Genomic DNA, 19465 nt, shown 5'->3' on the forward strand with positions numbered 1-19465 from the left:
TCCATATTAGGGGTATTTGGTATGCATGAGAATAAATACCTGTATTTTTTAATATCTAGTCGATTAAAAATCTAAAAATATAGGTTGACTAATCGTAAGAAAAAAGACCAGGAAAATTCCTGGTCTATCACTCTACTTAACAAACATTGGATTCTATGTTATACAAAATTGGAAGGTACAGAATTAGGGTTTGTTTGTTAAGTTTATATGTTGAACGAACTAACAGCGGAGGGGTTCCTTCTGTTAGTCCATTAAACCCAATGATTATTTTACGATTTTTTCAAGCTCATCAAGTGAAAGATCTACTGAAATGGAACCATCATTTGTTTCTTTCTTAATTGCGTCTGTTACTTCTTTTGAATGATATAGTTCAATTACTTTTTTCAATGTTGGATCATCTTTATCTTTCTTACGAGCTGCAAAAATATTAATATATGGCTTTGCATTTTCATTCTTTGGATCTTCTAAGAAAATAGGATCCTTCGCTGGATCTAATCCAGCTTGACCAGCAACACCGTTATTAATAACTGATGCCGCTACATCTTTTAACACACGAGGTGTTTGCTGTGCGATAACCGGTGTAATTTTTAATTTCTTCGGATTTTCAGCAATACCACTTGGATCTCCAAATAGACCAAAGTCTTTTTTAAGCTTTAATAATCCAGCTGCATCAAGAAGTTTTAATGCCCGTGCTTGGTTCGTTGGATCGTTTGGAATTGCAATTTCTGAACCATCTGGGATTTCATTTGCTTTCTTATATTTTTCAGAGTATAAACCCATTGGCGCAATTTGCGTTGTACCAACAGCTGTAATATCTAACTTATGCTCTTTTTTAAATTGCTCTAAGAAAGCAATATGCTGGAATGAGTTTAATTCAATATCTCCATCAGCTAACGCTTTATTTGGCGTTGTGTAATCAGAGAACTCGACCAGTTTAATCTTAATCCCTTCTTTTTCAGCTTTTTTCTTCAAAATTTCCCAAGCGTCTCCATCCGTTCCAGTTACACCGACGCGAACTACTTTTTCTTTCGCTCCTGCACCCGTGTCTCCACTTGAGCAGCCGCTTAATGCTGAGACTCCTACAATCGCTGATAATGCAAATGCTAAAATTTTCTTCATTTTCTTTTCCTCTCTTCCTTTTTATGATCTGCGTAACAAGACTTTCGCAAAGTAGTTTCCTAAATTTTGAGCTATCTGTACGAGAATGATAAGTAACACGACCGTTACGAACATAACTGATGTATCAAAACGTTGATAACCATATGTCATTGCCAAGTCACCAAGACCGCCACCACCGACAAGCCCAGCAACTGCAGAGAATTCAATTAAACCAACTGTCATAAATGTGACACCTAAGATTAATGGTGCTAACGCTTCTGGTACAAGGATTTCAAAAACAATTCTAATTGGTGAGGCGCCCATTGCTTGCGCTGCTTCAATTACTCCTTTCGGAACGGAAACAAGGTTTGTTTCAACCATTCTAGCAATACCAATTGATGCGACTAACGTCATCGGGAAAATTGCCGCTGCTGTTCCAATCGTCGTTCCGATAACACTTCTTGTTAGTGGACTTAAGGCTACTAAAAAGATAATGAATGGTACCGGACGAATTGTATTAATTATGATGTTAAGAATAGAAAAGACCCATTTATTTTCTAAAAAGTTTCCTTTTCTCGTTACATATAAAAGTAAACCTAGAGGTATACCCAGAATTGTAGCGAATATAAGGGTTACAATTACCATTAAGAGGGTATCCCCCGTCGCATCTAGTATGCGCGGCCAAAATATACTCCAATCAACTCGCATGAGCTTCTACCTCCTTCAGCTGCACTTGCAGTCTTAGATGTTGTAATGCTTTTTGAATTTCCCTCTGCTCACCTTGCAACTCTACAAGAAGATTTCCAAATAGCACATTTTGAAGTTCAATAATATTTCCGTACAGTACATTTACATCGACGTTATAGTTTTTTGCGATATATGATAGTACCGGCTGTCCTGTCTCCTCACCAGTAAATGTTAGACGATAAATTTGACCACCATTTTGAATTTTCGCTAGAACACTTTCCGGTAAATGATCATTAATGACAGAACGTACAAAGTTTTGAGTCGTCTTTGTTTTTGGTTGCGTGAAAACATCAAACAGTTTTCCTTCTTCAATAACTTTCCCCTTCTCCATTACAGCTACACGGTGACAAATTTCTTTCACAACATGCATTTCATGTGTAATAAGAAGAATTGTTAAATTGTATTCTCGATTTACTTTCTTTAATAAGTTTAGAATTTCTGTCGTCGTTTCTGGATCTAAGGCTGATGTTGCCTCATCACATATAAGAATATCTGGCGATGTCGCAAGTGCTCTAGCAATGCCCACACGCTGCTTTTGCCCACCTGATAGCTGCTCTGGATAATAGTTTGCTTTATCTTCTAACCCTACAAACTTCAGCAGTTCATTTACTCTTTCTTTTATCTCATTCTTTGGTACTTTCGCTAACTTTAATGGATAAGCAATATTTCCAAATACTGTTCTTGAATTAAATAAATTAAAACTTTGAAAAATCATTCCGATTCTTTGTCTTAGTTTACGCAATTCTTTCGTCGATAATGATGTAATATCTTTATCATCTATTGAAATCGTTCCTGCCGTCGGTCTCTCTAACATATTTACTAAGCGTAATAACGTACTCTTTCCAGCGCCACTAAAACCGATAATGCCAAAAATTTCGCCTTTCTCAACTGATAATGTTACATCCTCCACCGCATGAACAGATTGGCCAGCTGATTCATACACTTTACTTACATTGGTAAAAGAAATCATTTTTTTCCCTCCTATATGCTGTAAAAACTTGAAGCAGAGCTTTCGAGGTAAAATAAAAAGTGCCCTCCTTCTTATCAACCATAAAGATAAGAAGGAGAGCACTTATATGTACTCGTTCACATCTTCTCATCTTCCAAGCCTTTATATGGCTTGCTGGAGTTAGCACGGTATTAAAAAACCCGTTGCTGAGGTATCGTAGGGCCAGTCCCTCCACCTCTCTGGATAAGAATGTATCGATTTAATTGTCGTTTAATTAATTCTCATTATAGAACTCAGAATAATAAGAGTCAATACATTTTTTAGAAAAATATTAATTATTCCTTTATTAAAATTTTCAGATGAATATTCATCTGAAAAATAGTAACTTTCAAGGTTATTTAAAATTCTTCTTCCTCATATTTTTAAACAGGAGAATCCTCTCTACGAATTGAATAAATTTATTTGAATATGAAACTCGGAGGAAGATAAATATATGAAAACAGCTCTTTTACTCGTCGATATTCAAAACGATTATTTTCCAAATGGAAAGATGGAATTGCGTAATCCAGTAGAAGCAAGCGAATATGCTAATCAGTTATTACAACAATTTAGAACAAACAGCGAACCTATTTTTCATATCCAACACGTAGCTATAAAAGATGACGCTACTTTTTTCCTACCTAATACAGAAGGTGTACATATTCACGAAAGCGTACGTCCACTTAGAGAAGAAACAGTTATAGTCAAACATTATCCAAATAGCTTCCGAGAAACTAATCTTCTAGAGCAATTAAAACGTTTTAATATTGAACATGTCGTTGTATGCGGGATGATGACTCATATGTGTATCGATGCAACAGTAAGGGCTGCATTCGATTTTGGCTTTCAATGTACCGTTATACATGACGCTTGTGCTACAAAAGACCTTTCTTTTAAGAACGCTACTATACCAGCTGTTTATATTCACAATACAATTTTAGCTAGTTTAAATGGCGTATATGCAAATGTAATAAGCACGCAAGAATTTTTAGCTACATAAAAAAACACTCCTTTCAGTGAGCAAAACCGAAAGGAGTGTTCCTTGTCGAACCATAGATTTTCTTTCAAATTGTATTATACAGGAAATTCTCAAAATGAATACTAAAAAATATGACTAATAAGTCAACTTTTCTCATTATTTTATTTCTGTTTACATGTTTATCCCGCTATTAATAGGTTTTAGCTCATTCTCTTCGAACGACGGTAATATATGGGGTTTCAATTTTAAAAGGAGCTCTTCACATTCTGTGAAGAGCTCCTCTACTATTTCTTATAAAGTTTCAGAAGTAGTTTTTGCTTGCATGTGAAGTGCTAAATAATCAGGTCCACCAGCTTTAGAGTCTGTACCAGACATGTTAAAGCCACCGAATGGCTGGTAACCTACGATTGCACCAGTACATCCACGGTTGAAGTATAAGTTACCAACGTGGAAGTCTTCGCGTGCTTTTTCAATATGGTCACGGTTGTTAGTAATAACAGCACCTGTTAAACCGTATTCCGTATTGTTTGCAATTGCAATTGCATGATCGAAGCCTTTCGCTTTACAGAATGCTACTACTGGTCCGAAGATTTCTTCTTTCATTAAGCGAGCATCTTCTGCAACGTCAGCAACGATTGTTGGTTGGATGAACCAGCCTTTAGAATCGTCTCCTTCGCCACCTGCTAAGATTCTACCTTCTTCTTTACCAATTGCAACATAGCTCATTACTTTATCAAATGCAGCTTGGTCATTAACAGGACCCATGTTTGTACCTAATACTGCTGGGTTAGCAACTGTTAATTCTTTTGTTAATTCAACAGCACGATTTAATACGTGATCGTATACATCTTCATGGATTACTGCACGAGAACATGCAGAACATTTTTGTCCTGAGAATCCGAATGCTGATGCAACGATAGACTTAGCTGCTAATTCAAGATCTGCTTCTTTATCAACAACGATTGTGTCTTTACCGCCCATTTCAGCGATAACGCGTTTTAACCAAATTTGTCCTGGGTTTACTTTCGCTGCACGCTCATAGATGCGGATACCTACATCACGAGATCCCGTGAAGCTTACGAAACGTGTACGAGGATGATCTACTAAGTAGTCACCAACTTCAGAACCGTTACCTGGAACGAAGTTTACTACGCCAGCTGGTAAGCCAGCTTCTTCTAATACTTCCATAAATTTCGCTGCTACTATAGGAGTTGTACTAGCTGGTTTTAGTAATACTGTGTTACCAGAAACTAAAGCAGCTGTTGTCATACCTGCCATAATTGCGAATGGGAAGTTCCAAGGAGAAATGATAACACCTACTCCTAATGGAATGTAAGAGAAACGATTATATTCAATTGGACGGCTTTCTACTGGAATACCGTCTTTTAATTTTAACATTTGACGACCATAATATTCCATAAAGTCGATTGCTTCTGCTGTATCAGCATCTGCCTCATTCCATGGCTTACCTGCTTCTTTTACAAGAATAGCAGAGAATTCATGTTTTCTGCGACGAACGATTGCTGCAGCACGGAATAAAATGTCTGCACGCATTTCTGGCTTTGATTTTCTCCAAGTTTGGAATGTTTCATCCGCTACTTGCATTGCTTTTTCAGCTAACTCACGGCTTGCTTTTGAAACACGACCAACAAGTTCCTCTTTATTTGCAGGGTTTACAGAAACAATTTTGTCTTCTGTAGTGATTTTTTCTCCCCCAATAATTAATGGATAGTCTTGTCCAAGATAAGATTCTACTTTCTTTAAACCTTCTTCAAACGCTAATTTGTTAGCCTCCACTGAAAAATCTGTAAATGGCTCATGTTTGTATGCTACTACCATTTTTTTTAGCCTCCCCTTAGAAAAACGTTTACATTTTACAACATTATTCTACACGATAATTTAGATTTATTCAAATATTCCTAGACTTATATTTTAAAAATTAATAAATTTTTAAAATATAATAAAAAAAAGAGATTCATACATGCGTATGAATCTACAAAATATGAGTATATTCCAAAACATTTTTCCCGATCAATAATATAGTAACTAATAAAAATAAAGTCCTTACATATCCAACACCTTTTTGAACCGCAAACTTCGATCCAAAATAAGCACCTAAGATCATTGATAATCCCATGATAATACCGTATTCAAAATGAATTATGTCTAAGAATAAAAAAGTAATTAAAGATACAATATTACTAACAAAGTTCAAAAGTTTTCCAGATGCTGCCGCTTGAATAAAATCCAAGCCAATTAATAAAAATGCAAAAATTAAAAACGACCCTGTCCCTGGTCCAAAAAAACCATCATAAAATCCTATCATTAAAATAGCAAAGAAAAATATTAATGTTTTTCTTTGCGTCATCTTCTTATAGGTAGACACACTTCCCCAATTCTTTTTTGCAATAATATAAATAGCAATAAATACCAACATTACAAGTACTAATGGGCGTAAAATATCCGATGGAATAAATTTTACTACTAAAGCACCTGCAACAGCTCCAACAATAGTTAACGGGATTAACTTTCCTACAATTTTAAAATCAACTTTTCCTGATCGAATGAAATACATCGCACTCGTAAACGTCCCCATTGTTGCCGCTAATTTATTCGTTGCAATTGCCGAAGCTGGCGATAGGCCAACAAACATAAGTGCAGGAAGCGAAATTAACCCTCCTCCTCCAACAACGGAATCAATAAAAGCTGCTAAAAAACCGAATGCAATTAATAAAATAATGACTTGAAAACTTAATTCTTCCATGAGCTTTACCCCTTACCCCTATTTTTTACAACATTTTAAATTATAACAAAATTATATAAGAAAAAAAGCTGTTCCATAGAGGAACAGCCTTCATATTTAATCTAAAATTTTCACAAGTGGTTCATCTTGTTTTGCTTCACGTATAATAATAGCTTCTGGGCGTTCTACAGATTTAATCGTTACTTGTACTTTCATATAATTCGGGAAGTATTCCATAACAAGCCCTGCCACATATTGTGTAAAACCAACTATTTCCGCTTTTCCATTAAACTGGACAGGAATATCAAGCTTCATTTCTCTTAATTCATCATCTCTATACATACCAGTACCAATAACAGCTGTATAGTCGCCTTGGAAATAATCGCTTAGTTTTGCCTTAAAGTTGGATACTCTTGCAAGATCTTCACGTTTATTATCTGTTTTCGCTTGCTCTGATGGGAACAAATAATATTTTTCATTAATTTGTTTCCAATCTTCAACCGTTTCACTACCTTTTTCGACATTTGCATAAGAAACAAAATTACCTGGCACGAGCGAAGACTTTGGAGCTTGGCGATAAATCGCAAATGTTATCGGAATATTTTTTGTTTCAGGTTCTTTTTGATGTATGACTTTCAAAATTTCTTGCGCCATTTTTTTCCCTTCAGCTAACATCTTTTCATCTGGGATTGCAGCTTCACGTGGGTAACCATGCTCTTCGTTAAAATATTGAACAGAATTCATCGCTAATCCAACTACCATACCAACACGTTCCTCGCCGTTATCGCCTTTTTTCACATAATAATCATGCTCTAAAATATTTGAAATATATATTGGATTTTTTTTATTTTTCACTTCTAGTGATTCGGATCCTGTTCCTAATGCAGGATTTAATCCTATATTAGGAAATTTAACTGCATCTTTTTTTAATTTGTCCTCTAGTTCCTTTTGTTCAGCATCTGTACGTTTTCTTTTAACAAGCATCTGTATAGTTTGAGTATCTAGAGCTTTTCCGCCTTTTAAAAAATTATCTTTCGTACTAAATGATTCTTTTGCAATTCGCATTAATCCTGTTTCAAATTCATCTATATCAAGGCGACTATTTAACCCTTGCACCACTAAACCACGTGCATTTCCACCATCAAATGGAATAGTCGTCTTATAATATTCATCCGAAATAGCGTATTTTGGAACAACTGATTGTTCTTTTGCTTTCCCCGATTTCCCAGCCACTTTTTCATCTTTGTCGGCACCTGCACTACACCCACTTACAAGTAGGCCAAGGCTTAATACCGCTAATGCTATTTTTTTCATGGTAAGTTTGCACCTCTTACTTATTTAGCTCTTGTAAGAACCTCTCTTCATTCCAAACCTCAACATTATGTTTCTCCGCTTGTGCTAATTTCGAACCAGCTGCTTCACCTGCAACAACTAAATCCGTACTCTTACTAACACTTCCTGTTACTTTTCCACCTAATGCCTCAATTTTCTTCTTCGCTTCACTTCGTCCCATAACTTCTAGCTTACCTGTTAAAACAACCGTTTTTCCTGCGAAGTAAGATTCAACATTTTGTAAATCTGCAATTTTTATACCTTTGTATGTCATATTCACGCCATACTCTTTAAACTGCTGTAATAACTCTAATACATCTTCATTATCAAAATATGTCACAACAGATTGAGCCATTTTTTCGCCAATTTCATTAATTGCTTTTAGTTCTTCTTCCGTTGCTTTTACAAGCTCATCCATCGTTTCAAAGTGCTCTGCAAATGTACGTGCTGCTTTCGCTCCAACGTGGCGAATTCCAAGACCAAATAATAATCGCTCTAACGAGTTTTCTTTAGAATTTTCAATTGCTTGTATTAAGTTTGTTGCTGATTTTTCACCAAAACGTTCTAACTGTAATAATTGCTCTTTCGTCAATGCATATAAATCAGCAAATGTACGAATGTAATCAGCATCAAAGAGTTGTGTAATGACACGTTCTCCAAGTCCATCAATATTCATTGCATTTCTTGAAACGAAATGGATTAACCCTTCTCGAATTTGAGCAGGACAAGTTGGATTTATACAACGAAGTGCTACTTCTTCTTCTAAACGAACAAGTTCACTCTCACATGCTGGACAATGAGTTGGCATGCGGTATTCTTCTTCCTCACCAGTACGCTTATCAAAAATAACGTTCACAACTTCAGGAATAATATCTCCAGCCTTCTTCACAACAACGTAGTCACCAATTCGAATGTCTTTTTCACGAATTAAATCTTCGTTATGTAAAGAAGCACGACGAACAATCGTACCAGCAACTCTCACTGGCTCTAGTTCTGCAGTCGGTGTTACAACCCCTGTTCGGCCAACACTTAATTCAATGCCTGTTAATCTCGTTACAACTTCTTCAGCCGGAAATTTATAAGCAATCGCCCACCTTGGACTCTTCGCTGTAGTTCCTAGACTTTCTTGAAGAGCAACATCATCTACTTTTATAACGATTCCATCAATCTCATAATCAAGATGCGGACGTTTTTCTTGCCATTCTTCTACATAAGCTATAACTTCTTCAATTGTTTCACATGTACGGCGATTTGGATTTGTCTTAAATCCAAGTTCACCTAAGAAATCCAGCGATTCACTATGTGATGAAATTGTTTTTTCTTCTACATTCGCAAGACCATACACAAACATAGATAAGTTACGCTTCGCTGCAATTTTCGGATCAAGTTGACGTATTGAACCTGCTGCTGCATTACGCGGATTCGCAAATACATCTTCTCCATTTTGCTCTTTTTCTTCATTTAGTTTAACGAATGAACGCTTCGGCATATAAGCTTCGCCTCTTGCTTCTAACGTTACTTCTTCATTTAAACGAAGTGGGATAGCTTTAATCGTTTTTAAATTTTGAGTAATATCTTCACCTGTTACACCATCACCACGTGTCGCCCCTTGAATGAAGCGTCCTTTTTCATAATGAAGCGAAACGGCAAGCCCGTCAATTTTTAATTCACATATATATCTTACATTCGCACCATCAATTCCTTGACGTACTCTTCTGTCGAAATCACGTAAATCTCCTTCGTTAAATGCATTTCCTAAACTTAACATTGGTGACTTATGTGTTACTTTTTCAAATATATCAAGAACAGTCCCCCCAACGCGAACGGAGGGAGAATCTTCACTCATAAACTCTGGGTTCTCTGCTTCTAATTTTATAAGCTCCTGCATATTACGGTCATATTCCGCATCAGAAACAGAAGGATTGTCTAATACGTGATATTGATAGTTAAATGTATTTAACAAGTCACGTAATTCTTCTATACGTTTTTTTACTATCTCTTTTGACATATCCTCATTCCTTTCCTATTGTTTCGTCACAGGCGCAAATTTTGCTAACAAACGTTTAACACCAATTGGGCTTGGGAACGCAATATCTAATTCTTTTGCATCACCTTCACCTTTTACACTTACAACTGTACCGACCCCCCATTTTTGGTGGGAAGCTTTATCTCCTACTGCCCAGCCAATTTGTTCGCCGCCTGTCGTCTTAGCTGCAGGGCGCGCGAAAGCTGAACGAGAGCGTGTTGCTGTTGTGATTGTCGTTTTGCCGCTACTTGCCGTTCTGCCTTTTGTACCAAACGATGTTTCACGCTTCGGCGCTGTTTCATTTAATGATTCCACTAGTTCTGTCGGGATTTCTGTAATAAATCGAGACGCAGCGTTCATACTTGTTCTACCAAATAATGTACGCATTTGCGCGTTAGATAAATATAGCTCTTCTTCTGCACGAGTAATACCTACATAAGCAAGACGACGTTCTTCTTGCATTTCATCCTCTTCCATAAGAGAACGAGTATGAGGGAATATCCCTTCCTCTAAGCCAACAATAAAGACAACCGGGAACTCTAATCCTTTCGCCGAGTGCATCGTCATTAAAATAACTTCTTCACCAGCAGTTGGGTCTTCATCTACACGATCAATATCAGCAACAAGTGCTAAATCTGTTAAGAATGCAACAAGGCTCTTATCTTCGCTTTGAGATTCAAATGTTTGCGTAACAGATAAGAACTCGTCTAAGTTTTCTAAACGACCTTCCGCTTCTAAAGAACGTTCATTTTTCAACATATCGCGATAGCCTGTTTTTTCAATAACTTCTTCTACTAATTCTGTAACAGATAAATACTCTTGCATATTTACCCAGTTATTTAATAAATTCGCGAATTCTTTTACTGCCTTTGTAATTTTTGCACTTACTCCAACATGCTCAATCTCATCAAATACAGCAGTTAATGAAATTCCATTTTGCACACCGTAATTAATAATTTTATCGATAGAAGTCGCACCAATGCCACGCTTTGGCACATTTATAATACGTGCAAAACTAATTTCATCATCTGGATTACCGATTAAACGTAAGTACGCCAAAATATCTTTAATCTCTTTACGATCGTAGAACTTCGTACCCCCGACAATTTTATACGGAATGTTAGATTTAAGGAAAATCTCCTCGACCATACGAGACTGAGCATTCGTACGATATAGCACTGCAAAATCAGTATATTTTCGTTTCCCCATTTGAATATCGTCACGAATTTTTTTTGCAACAAAATACGCTTCGTCCTTTTCAGTTGCAGCACGATAATACGAGATTTTACTTCCAACTTGATTGTCTGTCCATAATTTCTTCGGCTTACGATTCGTATTTTTTTCAATAACAGCATTCGCTGCATTTAAAATATTTTGTGACGAACGATAGTTTTGTTCTAACAGAATTACTTGTGCATTCTCATAGTCTTTTTCGAATGACAAAATGTTAGAAATATCTGCACCACGCCAGCGATAAATAGACTGGTCAGAGTCACCCACAACACAAAGATTTTTAAAACGCGCTGCCAAATGTTTAACAAGAAGATATTGCGCTTTGTTCGTATCTTGATACTCATCAACATGAATATATTGGAACTTACGCTGATAAAACTCTAATACTTCTGGAACACGTTCAAATAGCTGAATCGTCGTCATAATTAAATCATCAAAGTCTAATGAATTATTTTTCAAAAGACGTTTTTGATACTCTGTGTATACATCGCTCGTTAATTTTTCATATGGATCAGCCATTGTAATTTTTTTTGCATATTTATCCGCAGATAACAGTTCATTTTTCGCATTACTAATACCCGCTAAAATAGAGCGCGGCTCAAATTTCTTCGGATCAACATTGCGCTCTTTCATAATTTTTTTGACTACAGTTAGCTGATCACCTGAATCTAAGATTGTAAAGTTACGATTAATACCAATACGATCGATATCGCGTCGTAAAATACGTACACACATAGAGTGGAACGTCGAAATCCAAATATCTTCTGCTTCTGGTCCCACAAGTGTATCAATACGCTCACGCATTTCACGAGCTGCTTTATTTGTGAAGGTAATAGCTAGTACATTCCATGGTGCTACACCTTTTTCACCAAGTAAATACGCAATACGATGTGTTAACACACGTGTCTTACCACTACCTGCACCTGCCATTAATAGAAGTGGTCCATTCGTTGTTTGTACTGCTTTTTGTTGCTGTGGATTTAAACCGTTTAATAACTTATCTGTCATACTCATATACGCCTGCACCTACTCTCCTTTTACTGCTTTAACTGTTTTTAACGCCGATTTTATATCATCATAAATAATATTTCCAACAACTACTGTATCAGCATATTGTGCCATTTCTTTCGCCTGTTCTGCATTAGAAATACCACCGCCATAATATAACTTAGCTTGTTTCAATTCTGCTTTTACATTTTTAACAAGTTCAACATCTCCATACGTACCGCTATATTCTAAATAAAATATCGGTAAACGTAATAGCTTGTCTGCTAAACGAGCATATGCAATAACGTCATCTTCTGTTAAATCACATTTCGCTTCTGTAAGCTGGGCTACTTTCGCTTCTGGATTTAAAACACAATACCCTTCCATAAAAATTTCGTCCCAGTCCATAATATCCCCAAATTCTTTCAATGCCTCATGATGAACACCTGTTACCCATTCTACTTTTCGGCTATTTAAAACACTTGGGATGTAATAAAAATCAAATCCTGGTGTAATTGCTTCTACATCAGAAACCTCTAATACACAAGGAACTGCATATCTACGAATGCTAACTAGCATGTGTAATACGTTATCAATTGTAACTCCATCACTTCCGCCTACAATAACCGCATCAGTTCCAGACTCACAAATCATTTCTAAATGTTCATCGCTTAACTCCTTATTTGGATCAAGCTTAAATACATGTTTCCATCCGGAAATATCGTACATGAAAACACCCTTCCTTTTCTCTAGTTATATATATTTCTGTTCAAAATAACAGTTTATTTTCATCATTATTGTTTTAACTTCATCTTAAATATTTGTTTAAAACGGAGAATTAAGTTTGGAATTACCTCTTCCATATTTTTTAAACTAGAGGATTTAATTTTGAAGTTCCTTTTATGCATTCTTTCATTATAACAAAAAAAGTTACTTACACACACGCACAATCCAACATCTTTTTCCACGTCAAATGTTGGATTACATATCCCAAAAATCAAACGGGATACTAATAAAAGAAATAGTATTATCTATTTCAACTTTCATAAAAAGGAGTGTTTTTCTAATGAAGCAAAATATCGGGACAATAAACGCTCTAATTCGAATTACACTTGGGCTCGTCCTCTTCGGATGTAGTGCAACTAAACTTGTACGCAAGCCGTGGTGCACTTGGTCTAACATTTTTCTATGGATTGGTGCAATGAAAGTTGCAGAAGGAATTGTTCGTTTCTGCCCTGTTGTTGAAATGTGGAAATTCGGAAAATACATGAATATGGGGGCATTTAAAATGCCTAGCATGAATTTTGGTGAAAAAGGACATGCTAAAGAAGAAGTGAATCAAACTTCCACTCATGACAAGCCAGAGTCAAAAGGAAGTTATGACGCTTCTGACAAAGAGATTGAGTCAGCGATTGAAGATATAATCCTGGCAAAACCGCTTTGAATCATTTGTCACGATGCAAGATGCTCTCAAAGGGACTTAGCTGCTGCAGTGGGCGGTTAAGTCTTCTTTATTTTACCATAAAACAGAACGTATATTCTCTTTTTGAACCTTAAAATGTATATAAAAGATATCAACCAATAAAATTCAGAAAATTAGATGCATACCTCTTGCTTAAAATGATATAAAAGTGATATCATTTTTATATCAGGAGGCGATCATATGAAAGAAAAACAAGTATTTTATGTAAATGGTTTTCTCGGTATTATTGGAATTTTGATTTTAGCTGCTATCGGTGTATTTTTCCTTGCACAAGAAATTTTCATAGGAGCGGCACTAACTATTATATTAGCCGCAGTTCTCGCTACAGGTATCGGTATTGTTCAACCGAATCAAGCAAAGGTTATTACGTTCTTCGGTAATTATTTAGGAACAATTCGTCAAAACGGTTTATTTTTAACGATTCCGTTCGCATTCCGTCAAACTGTATCTTTACGTGTTGAAAACTTTAACAGTAAAAAATTAAAAGTAAATGACGTTGATGGAAATCCAATTGAAATTGCAGCTGTTATCGTATATAAAGTTGTTGATTCTGCAAAAGCAATGTTTGGTGTTGAACATTATGATCGATTTGTAGAAATTCAAAGCGAAACGGCAATCCGCCATGTTGCAACAAAATATCCTTATGACAATTTCCAAGATGAAACCTGCGTTACGTTACGCGGAAATACTGAAGAAATCTCTGAAGAATTAAAACGTGAGTTAGAGGCGCGTCTTGAAATTGCTGGTGTAGAAGTATTAGAAACTCGTTTAACGCACTTAGCTTACGCAACAGAAATTGCCCATGCAATGCTACAACGCCAGCAAGCAAAAGCAGTATTAGCTGCTAGAAAAGAAATTGTTGAAGGTGCTGTGAAGATGGCGAAAGATTCCATCCATATGTTAGATGAAGAAGGCGTACTAGAACTCGATGACGAGCGTAAAGCAAATATGGTAAACAACTTATTAGTTGCCATCGTTTCAGATAAAGGTGCGCAGCCAGTTATTAATACAGGAAGCCTATACTAAGGGCTATAAGTAATTATGGCTAAAAAGAAAAGCTTTCCATTACGTATTGATCCTGAATTACACGCAGTCATCGAAAAATGGGCAAATGATGAATTTCGTAGCGTCAATGCACACATCGAGTATTTACTTCGAGAAATGGCAAAGCAAAAAGGGAAATTAAAAAAAGATAAAGATGCATAAAAAATCCCGCTGATTCCTCAGCGGGATTTTTACATATTAACTTTTCGTCATCTCATGCCCAATTGCACGATATCCTATATCACTTCGATAAAATAGACCATCACTCTCAATTTTACCGATTTCTTTATATACTTTATCTTTTGCTTCTTGTAAACTATTTGCCTTACAAGCAACAAATAATACACGGCCACCGTTCGTTACAAAGTCCCCATGTTTCATTGCTGTACCTGCATGGAAAACAATCACATCTTGCAGTGCATCTATTCCGCTAATAATATCACCTTTTTTATATGCTTCTGGATATCCTTTAGAAGCAAGTACAACACCGATTACCGCTTCTTCTGACCATTGTAACGTTAGTTCACTTTCATCTAATACAGCGTTACATACATCAACTAAATCGTTTTCTAATCGAGGTAATACAACTTCTGTTTCAGGATCACCGAAGCGTGCATTAAATTCAATTACCTTCGGACCATCATTTGTTAAAATAAGACCTGCGTATAAAATACCTGTAAACGAACGGTTTTCTTCAATCATCGCCTTAGCAGTTGGATGCAATACGGTTTGAATCGCTTCTTGAACTGCTGATTCTGGAATTTGTGGTACTGGAGAATATGCACCCATTCCACCCGTATTTGGACCTTTATCACCATCAAAAGCTCTTTTATGATCTTGGGCGATTATCATTGGATGTACAGTTGTTCCATTCACGAATGCCATTAATGAAAATTCTTGTCCATCTAAAAACTCTTCAATAACAACCTTCTTACTTGCCGCGCCAAATTTCACATCTTGCAGCATTTCTTTCACAGCTTGTAATGCCTCTTCAAGCGTCATCGCTACCGTTACACCTTTACCAGCAGCTAGGCCGTCAGCTTTAATAACGATTGGTGCACCAACTTTTTGAATGTACTGTACTGCTTCTTCATAATCTGTAAAAGTTTCGTACGCCGCAGTTGGAATATCATACTTTTTCATAAGCTCTTTTGTAAAAGCTTTACTACCTTCAATAACAGCAGCCGCTTTATTCGGACCAAATACGCGAAGTCCCTCTTCTTTAAAACGATCAACAATTCCATTCATAAGCGGAATTTCTGGTCCAACGAAAGTTAACTCAACATTATTCTCTTTTGCAAATAAAACTAATGCATCAAAATCATTTTCATCAATATCAACTGGTGTTGCAACATCTCTCATACCTTCATTACCTGGTGCTACATATACCTTTTCTACTTTTTCAGATTGTGCAAACTTCCAAGCTAAAGCATGCTCACGCCCACCGCGGCCAATTACTAAAACATTCATATTTCATCCCCCAATAATTAAATAAGTACAAACTAGAAGCTATGCTCCTAGTTTGCTTTTTCATATCAATAAAAGGTTATCTCGACCAGACTTTTTAAACATCCTCTATTAGTGTTTGAAATGACGTACGCCAGTGAACACCATAGCAATCCCATAAGTATCTGCCACTTTAATAGAATCTTCATCACGGATTGATCCGCCCGGTTGAATGATTGCTGTAATTCCTGCTTTTGCTGCTTCTTCTAATGTATCTGGCATTGGGAAGAAAGCATCAGATGCAAGCGCGCTACCTTGTGCTTTTTCACCAGCTTGTGTAATTGCGATTTTTGCAGAACCTACACGGTTCATCTGTCCCGCACCGACACCAATTGTCATGTCATCTTTCGCTAAAACAATTGCGTTTGATTTCACATGTTTTACAACTTTCCAAGCTAGTTTTAAATCTTTCCATTCTTGCTCTGAAGGTTCACGTTTCGTTGGAATTGAAATTGTACTTTCATCTAATGATAACGTATCTTCCTCTTGAACGAGAAGTCCACCTTGTACAGAAGTTAGTTTTTTGCTTGCACTTGTCGCTTTTTCAATATTTATAGTTAATAAACGTAAGTTCTTCTTACTTTGCAACACTTCTAAAGCTTCTTGCGAGAACGAAGGTGCGATAACAATTTCTAAGAAAATTTCATGTAACTTTTCTGCTGTAGCTTTATCAATTTCACGATTTGCTGCAATAATACCGCCGAAGATTGATACTGGATCTGCTTCATAAGCACGAGTATATGCTTCGTGAATATTAGTTCCTACTCCAACACCACATGGATTCATATGCTTTACTGCTACTACTGCTGGTTCTGTAAATTCTTTTACGATGCTAAGCGCTGCGTCTGCATCATTAATATTGTTATACGATAATTCCTTACCGTGTAATTGTTCTGCGTATGCAACAGAAGACGTTGCTGCGAATGGCGCTTTATAGAAAGTTGCTTTTTGATGTGGGTTCTCGCCATAGCGTAAGTCTTGCTTTTTCTCAAATGTCACAGTTAATGTTTCTGGACTTTCTTCACCCATTTGCTCTGTTAAGTAGTTAGAAATTAACGCATCATACGCTGCTGTATGACGGAATACTTTCGCTGCTAGTTTACGTTTTGTTTCCTCTGCTACTTCACCGTTCTCTTTCAGTTCTGCTAACACAATATCATAATCTACTGGATCTACAATTACCGATACGAATTTATGATTTTTCGCAGCAGAGCGAATCATTGTCGGGCCACCGATATCAATATTTTCAATTGCATCAGCAAATGTTACATCAGGCTTAGCGATTGTTTCTTTAAATGGGTATAAGTTAACAACAACAAAGTCAATTGGCTCTATACCTAACTCATTCATTTGTGTTACATGTGTTTCATTATCACGAACTGCTAATAGACCACCATGAATATTTGGATGTAATGTTTTCACACGGCCATCCATAATTTCAGGGAAACCAGTTACTTCAGAAATGCCGATTACTTGTAAGCCATTTTCTTCTAGTAACTTTTTCGTACCACCTGTTGAAATAACTTCAATCCCTTGTTCTAGTAACCCTTTAACAAATTCTACTACTCCTGTTTTATCTGAAACACTTACTAATGCACGCTTTTTCATTTATCCTTCACCCCTGGTTGTATGTTAGTTAACAGTTGATTCTTTCACAGACTGAACAATTTGATTCACTGTATTTACGTATAATTTATGTTCAACTTGTTGAATTTTCTTTTGTAAGCTTTCTCTCGTATCCCCTTCAGAAACAACCACTGCTTCTTGTGCAATAATTGGCCCTGTATCCATACCTGCATCTACATAATGAATTGTTACTCCAGTTACTTTCACACCTGCTTCTAACGCTTGACCGACAGCATCTTTACCCGGAAAGCTCGGTAGTAATGATGGATGAATATTAATAATCTTCCCGCCGTATGCTTCTAGTAACGTCGGCCCGATTAAACGCATATATCCAGCTAAAATAACATAATCAATTTCATATTCTTCTAGCTTCTTTAATATCTCTTTTTCAAACGCTTCTTTTGACTCATATGCTTTCGCTGAAAAAGCAAAACACGGAATATGATGATAATTTGCCCGTCCAACAGCTCGTGCTTCTGGTTTATCACATACTAATAAACTAATTTCTGCATCCAATCTTTTTTCTTCTACCGCATTAACGAGAGATTGAAAGTTAGATCCACTTCCAGAAGCAAAAACTGCTAATCTACTCATAGTGCTGTGCCCCCATTAAAAGTAACGCCAGCTCCTTGTATAGTACGTCCAATAATACGAGCCATTTCTCCTTGCTCTTCAAGAAGACGAACAACATCTTTTGCATCTTCTTCCTTCACTGCTACTACCATACCAATACCCATGTTAAAAATATTGAACATTTCTTTCTCTTCCAGTTTTCCAACTTCTTGAAGCAAACTAAAGATCGGCTGAATTTCCCAAGATCCTAGTTCAATCTCAGCACCGATTCCTTCTGGCAACATGCGTGGAATATTTTCAATAAATCCACCACCTGTAATATGCGCCATACCGTATACTTCATGTTTCTTCAATAGTTCTAAAATAGGTTTGACATAAATTTTCGTTGGTTTTAATAATTCTTCACCAAGAGGTAGTTCTAAGCGGCCATAAATACGCTCTAAAGATAGTTCCCCATCTTCTAATAACACTTTTCGTACTAAAGAGTAACCATTGCTATGAATACCGCTAGATGCTAAGCCAATTAGCACGTGACCAGCTTCAATCTTTTCACCTGTTACAATTTTCTTTTTATCAACAATCCCAACTGTAAAACCAGCTAAATCATATTCTTCCGTAGAATACATTCCTGGCATTTCAGCTGTTTCTCCACCGATTAATGCACAACCAGCTTGGCGGCAGCCCTCTGATATACCTTTGACGATGTTTTCAATTTTACTAGGTTCAGCTTTACCACAAGCAATATAATCAAGGAAGAAAAGCGGCTCTGCTCCTTGGACAACAATATCATTTACACACATTGCTACTGCATCAATACCAATTGTGTCATGTTTATCTGCCATAAAAGCGAGCATCAATTTCGTTCCCACGCCATCTGTTCCAGATACTAATACAGGTTCTTCTAATGCAAATTTTGATAGATCAAACATACCTCCAAAACCGCCTAAACCGCCTAGTACTTCTTTTCTCATAGTTGTTTGTACGTGTTTTTTCATGCGAGATACCGCTTCATATCCAGCTTCAATATCTACTCCTGCTTGCTTATATGCATTCGCCATCGTTATTTACACCTCGTCTTTTAATTTCTCCCCATCCAGGGC

Annotated in this window: 16 protein-coding genes, 1 pseudogene and 1 riboswitch; of the genes and pseudogenes, 4 read left to right on the forward strand and 13 right to left on the reverse strand. The window is 36.6% G+C overall.

Features of this window, described 5'->3' with window-relative positions; genetic code table 11:
• Positions 1-264 precede the first annotated feature (264 nt).
• The 3 genes from ACS2CR_RS26860 to ACS2CR_RS26870 are packed head-to-tail and all read right to left on the reverse strand — an operon-like array spanning position 265 to position 2815.
• Positions 265-1119: a MetQ/NlpA family ABC transporter substrate-binding protein gene (locus ACS2CR_RS26860; protein ID WP_000721594.1), complete on the reverse strand. Its 855-nt coding sequence runs from the start codon at positions 1117-1119 to the stop codon at positions 265-267.
• A gap of 21 nt (positions 1120-1140) precedes the next feature.
• A complete protein-coding gene (locus tag ACS2CR_RS26865; protein WP_001261865.1) occupies positions 1141-1806 on the reverse strand; it encodes a methionine ABC transporter permease in 666 nt (221 codons plus the stop codon).
• Positions 1796-2815: a methionine ABC transporter ATP-binding protein gene (locus ACS2CR_RS26870; RefSeq protein WP_000623013.1), complete on the reverse strand. Its 1020-nt coding sequence runs from the start codon at positions 2813-2815 to the stop codon at positions 1796-1798. Before ACS2CR_RS26870 ends, ACS2CR_RS26865 begins: the two co-directional genes overlap by 11 nt.
• 123 nt (positions 2816-2938) lie before the next feature.
• A riboswitch (SAM riboswitch) is annotated at positions 2939-3044 on the reverse strand.
• Between the two features lie 243 nt (positions 3045-3287).
• On the opposite strand from ACS2CR_RS26870, the pseudogene ACS2CR_RS26875 reads away from it, so the two are divergent.
• A pseudogene (locus tag ACS2CR_RS26875) lies at positions 3288-3853 on the forward strand (cysteine hydrolase family protein).
• 250 nt (positions 3854-4103) lie between these two features.
• Here the strand turns inward: ACS2CR_RS26875 and pruA are convergent.
• The 6 genes from pruA to ACS2CR_RS26905 form a co-directional block, all read right to left on the reverse strand.
• Positions 4104-5651, reverse strand: coding sequence for an L-glutamate gamma-semialdehyde dehydrogenase (pruA, locus tag ACS2CR_RS26880; protein ID WP_153602754.1), 1548 nt, complete (start codon positions 5649-5651; stop codon positions 4104-4106).
• A 154-nt stretch (positions 5652-5805) separates the two neighbouring features.
• Positions 5806-6576, reverse strand: coding sequence for a TSUP family transporter (locus ACS2CR_RS26885; protein WP_000391975.1), 771 nt, complete (start codon positions 6574-6576; stop codon positions 5806-5808).
• 96 nt (positions 6577-6672) lie between these two features.
• Entirely contained in the window at positions 6673-7869 is a 1197-nt protein-coding gene (locus ACS2CR_RS26890) for a CamS family sex pheromone protein (protein WP_053513262.1), read from the reverse strand.
• Positions 7870-7885: 16 nt separating this feature from the next.
• Positions 7886-9895 (reverse strand): NAD-dependent DNA ligase LigA, encoded by a 2010-nt coding sequence (gene ligA, locus ACS2CR_RS26895; RefSeq protein ID WP_000031613.1) that lies wholly within the window; start codon positions 9893-9895, stop codon positions 7886-7888.
• Positions 9896-9910: 15 nt separating this feature from the next.
• Positions 9911-12160, reverse strand: a complete 2250-nt coding sequence (gene pcrA / locus ACS2CR_RS26900; protein ID WP_002100669.1) for a DNA helicase PcrA — start codon at positions 12158-12160, stop codon at positions 9911-9913.
• 12 nt (positions 12161-12172) lie between these two features.
• Positions 12173-12862 carry a heptaprenylglyceryl phosphate synthase gene (locus ACS2CR_RS26905; protein WP_000272102.1) on the reverse strand — a complete coding sequence of 230 codons (690 nt, stop codon included), beginning with the start codon at positions 12860-12862 and terminating at the stop codon, positions 12173-12175.
• A 337-nt stretch (positions 12863-13199) separates the two neighbouring features.
• Between ACS2CR_RS26905 and ACS2CR_RS26910 the strand changes: the two genes are divergently transcribed.
• The 3 genes from ACS2CR_RS26910 (at position 13200) to ACS2CR_RS26920 (ending at position 14822) form a co-directional block, all read left to right on the forward strand.
• A complete protein-coding gene (locus ACS2CR_RS26910; RefSeq protein WP_000812348.1) occupies positions 13200-13577 on the forward strand; it encodes a YgaP family membrane protein in 378 nt (125 codons plus the stop codon).
• A 219-nt stretch (positions 13578-13796) separates the two neighbouring features.
• Positions 13797-14642: an SPFH domain-containing protein gene (locus ACS2CR_RS26915; RefSeq protein ID WP_000660669.1), complete on the forward strand. Its 846-nt coding sequence runs from the start codon at positions 13797-13799 to the stop codon at positions 14640-14642.
• Between the two features lie 15 nt (positions 14643-14657).
• Positions 14658-14822, forward strand: coding sequence for a toxin-antitoxin system HicB family antitoxin (locus ACS2CR_RS26920; RefSeq protein WP_001085171.1), 165 nt, complete (start codon positions 14658-14660; stop codon positions 14820-14822).
• A 36-nt stretch (positions 14823-14858) separates the two neighbouring features.
• Here the strand turns inward: ACS2CR_RS26920 and purD are convergent, their stop codons facing one another.
• The 4 genes from purD to purM all read right to left on the reverse strand — a co-directional run bounded on the left by purD (position 14859) and on the right by purM (position 19423).
• Positions 14859-16130, reverse strand: coding sequence for a phosphoribosylamine--glycine ligase (gene purD, locus ACS2CR_RS26925; protein WP_153602755.1), 1272 nt, complete (start codon positions 16128-16130; stop codon positions 14859-14861).
• 108 nt (positions 16131-16238) lie between these two features.
• The gene (gene purH, locus ACS2CR_RS26930; protein ID WP_000745434.1) at positions 16239-17774 is read right to left on the reverse strand and encodes a bifunctional phosphoribosylaminoimidazolecarboxamide formyltransferase/IMP cyclohydrolase; all 1536 of its coding nucleotides are present in this window, start codon (positions 17772-17774) and stop codon (positions 16239-16241) included.
• Between the two features lie 24 nt (positions 17775-17798).
• Entirely contained in the window at positions 17799-18386 is a 588-nt protein-coding gene (gene purN / locus ACS2CR_RS26935) for a phosphoribosylglycinamide formyltransferase (RefSeq protein WP_000088589.1), read from the reverse strand.
• Positions 18383-19423 carry a phosphoribosylformylglycinamidine cyclo-ligase gene (gene purM / locus ACS2CR_RS26940; protein WP_001262439.1) on the reverse strand — a complete coding sequence of 347 codons (1041 nt, stop codon included), beginning with the start codon at positions 19421-19423 and terminating at the stop codon, positions 18383-18385. The genes purN and purM overlap by 4 nt, the downstream gene beginning before the upstream one ends.
• Positions 19424-19465: the final 42 nt, after the last annotated feature.

It is taken from the genome of Bacillus cereus group sp. BceL291 (genome assembly GCF_051776705.1).
Lineage (GTDB): Bacteria > Bacillota > Bacilli > Bacillales > Bacillaceae_G > Bacillus_A > Bacillus_A cereus.

Bases quoted from the DNA above. Each gene is read 5' to 3' on its own strand.
- purM (WP_001262439.1), bottom strand. From the start codon at position 19,423: ATGGCGAATGCATATAAGCAAGCAGGAGTAGATATTGAAGCTGGATAT.
- pcrA (WP_002100669.1), bottom strand. From the start codon at position 12,160: ATGAGTATGACAGATAAGTTATTAAACGGTTTAAATCCACAGCAACAA.
- ACS2CR_RS26865 (WP_001261865.1), bottom strand. From the start codon at position 1,806: ATGCGAGTTGATTGGAGTATATTTTGGCCGCGCATACTAGATGCGACG.
- ACS2CR_RS26870 (WP_000623013.1), bottom strand. From the start codon at position 2,815: ATGATTTCTTTTACCAATGTAAGTAAAGTGTATGAATCAGCTGGCCAA.
- purH (WP_000745434.1), bottom strand. From the start codon at position 17,774: ATGAAAAAGCGTGCATTAGTAAGTGTTTCAGATAAAACAGGAGTAGTA.
- pruA (WP_153602754.1), bottom strand. From the start codon at position 5,651: ATGGTAGTAGCATACAAACATGAGCCATTTACAGATTTTTCAGTGGAG.
- ACS2CR_RS26910 (WP_000812348.1), top strand. From the start codon at position 13,200: ATGAAGCAAAATATCGGGACAATAAACGCTCTAATTCGAATTACACTT.
- ACS2CR_RS26860 (WP_000721594.1), bottom strand. From the start codon at position 1,119: ATGAAGAAAATTTTAGCATTTGCATTATCAGCGATTGTAGGAGTCTCA.
- ACS2CR_RS26920 (WP_001085171.1), top strand. From the start codon at position 14,658: ATGGCTAAAAAGAAAAGCTTTCCATTACGTATTGATCCTGAATTACAC.
- purN (WP_000088589.1), bottom strand. From the start codon at position 18,386: ATGAGTAGATTAGCAGTTTTTGCTTCTGGAAGTGGATCTAACTTTCAA.
- ACS2CR_RS26905 (WP_000272102.1), bottom strand. From the start codon at position 12,862: ATGTACGATATTTCCGGATGGAAACATGTATTTAAGCTTGATCCAAAT.
- ACS2CR_RS26885 (WP_000391975.1), bottom strand. From the start codon at position 6,576: ATGGAAGAATTAAGTTTTCAAGTCATTATTTTATTAATTGCATTCGGT.
- ACS2CR_RS26915 (WP_000660669.1), top strand. From the start codon at position 13,797: ATGAAAGAAAAACAAGTATTTTATGTAAATGGTTTTCTCGGTATTATT.
- ACS2CR_RS26890 (WP_053513262.1), bottom strand. From the start codon at position 7,869: ATGAAAAAAATAGCATTAGCGGTATTAAGCCTTGGCCTACTTGTAAGT.
- ligA (WP_000031613.1), bottom strand. From the start codon at position 9,895: ATGTCAAAAGAGATAGTAAAAAAACGTATAGAAGAATTACGTGACTTG.
- purD (WP_153602755.1), bottom strand. From the start codon at position 16,130: ATGAATGTTTTAGTAATTGGCCGCGGTGGGCGTGAGCATGCTTTAGCT.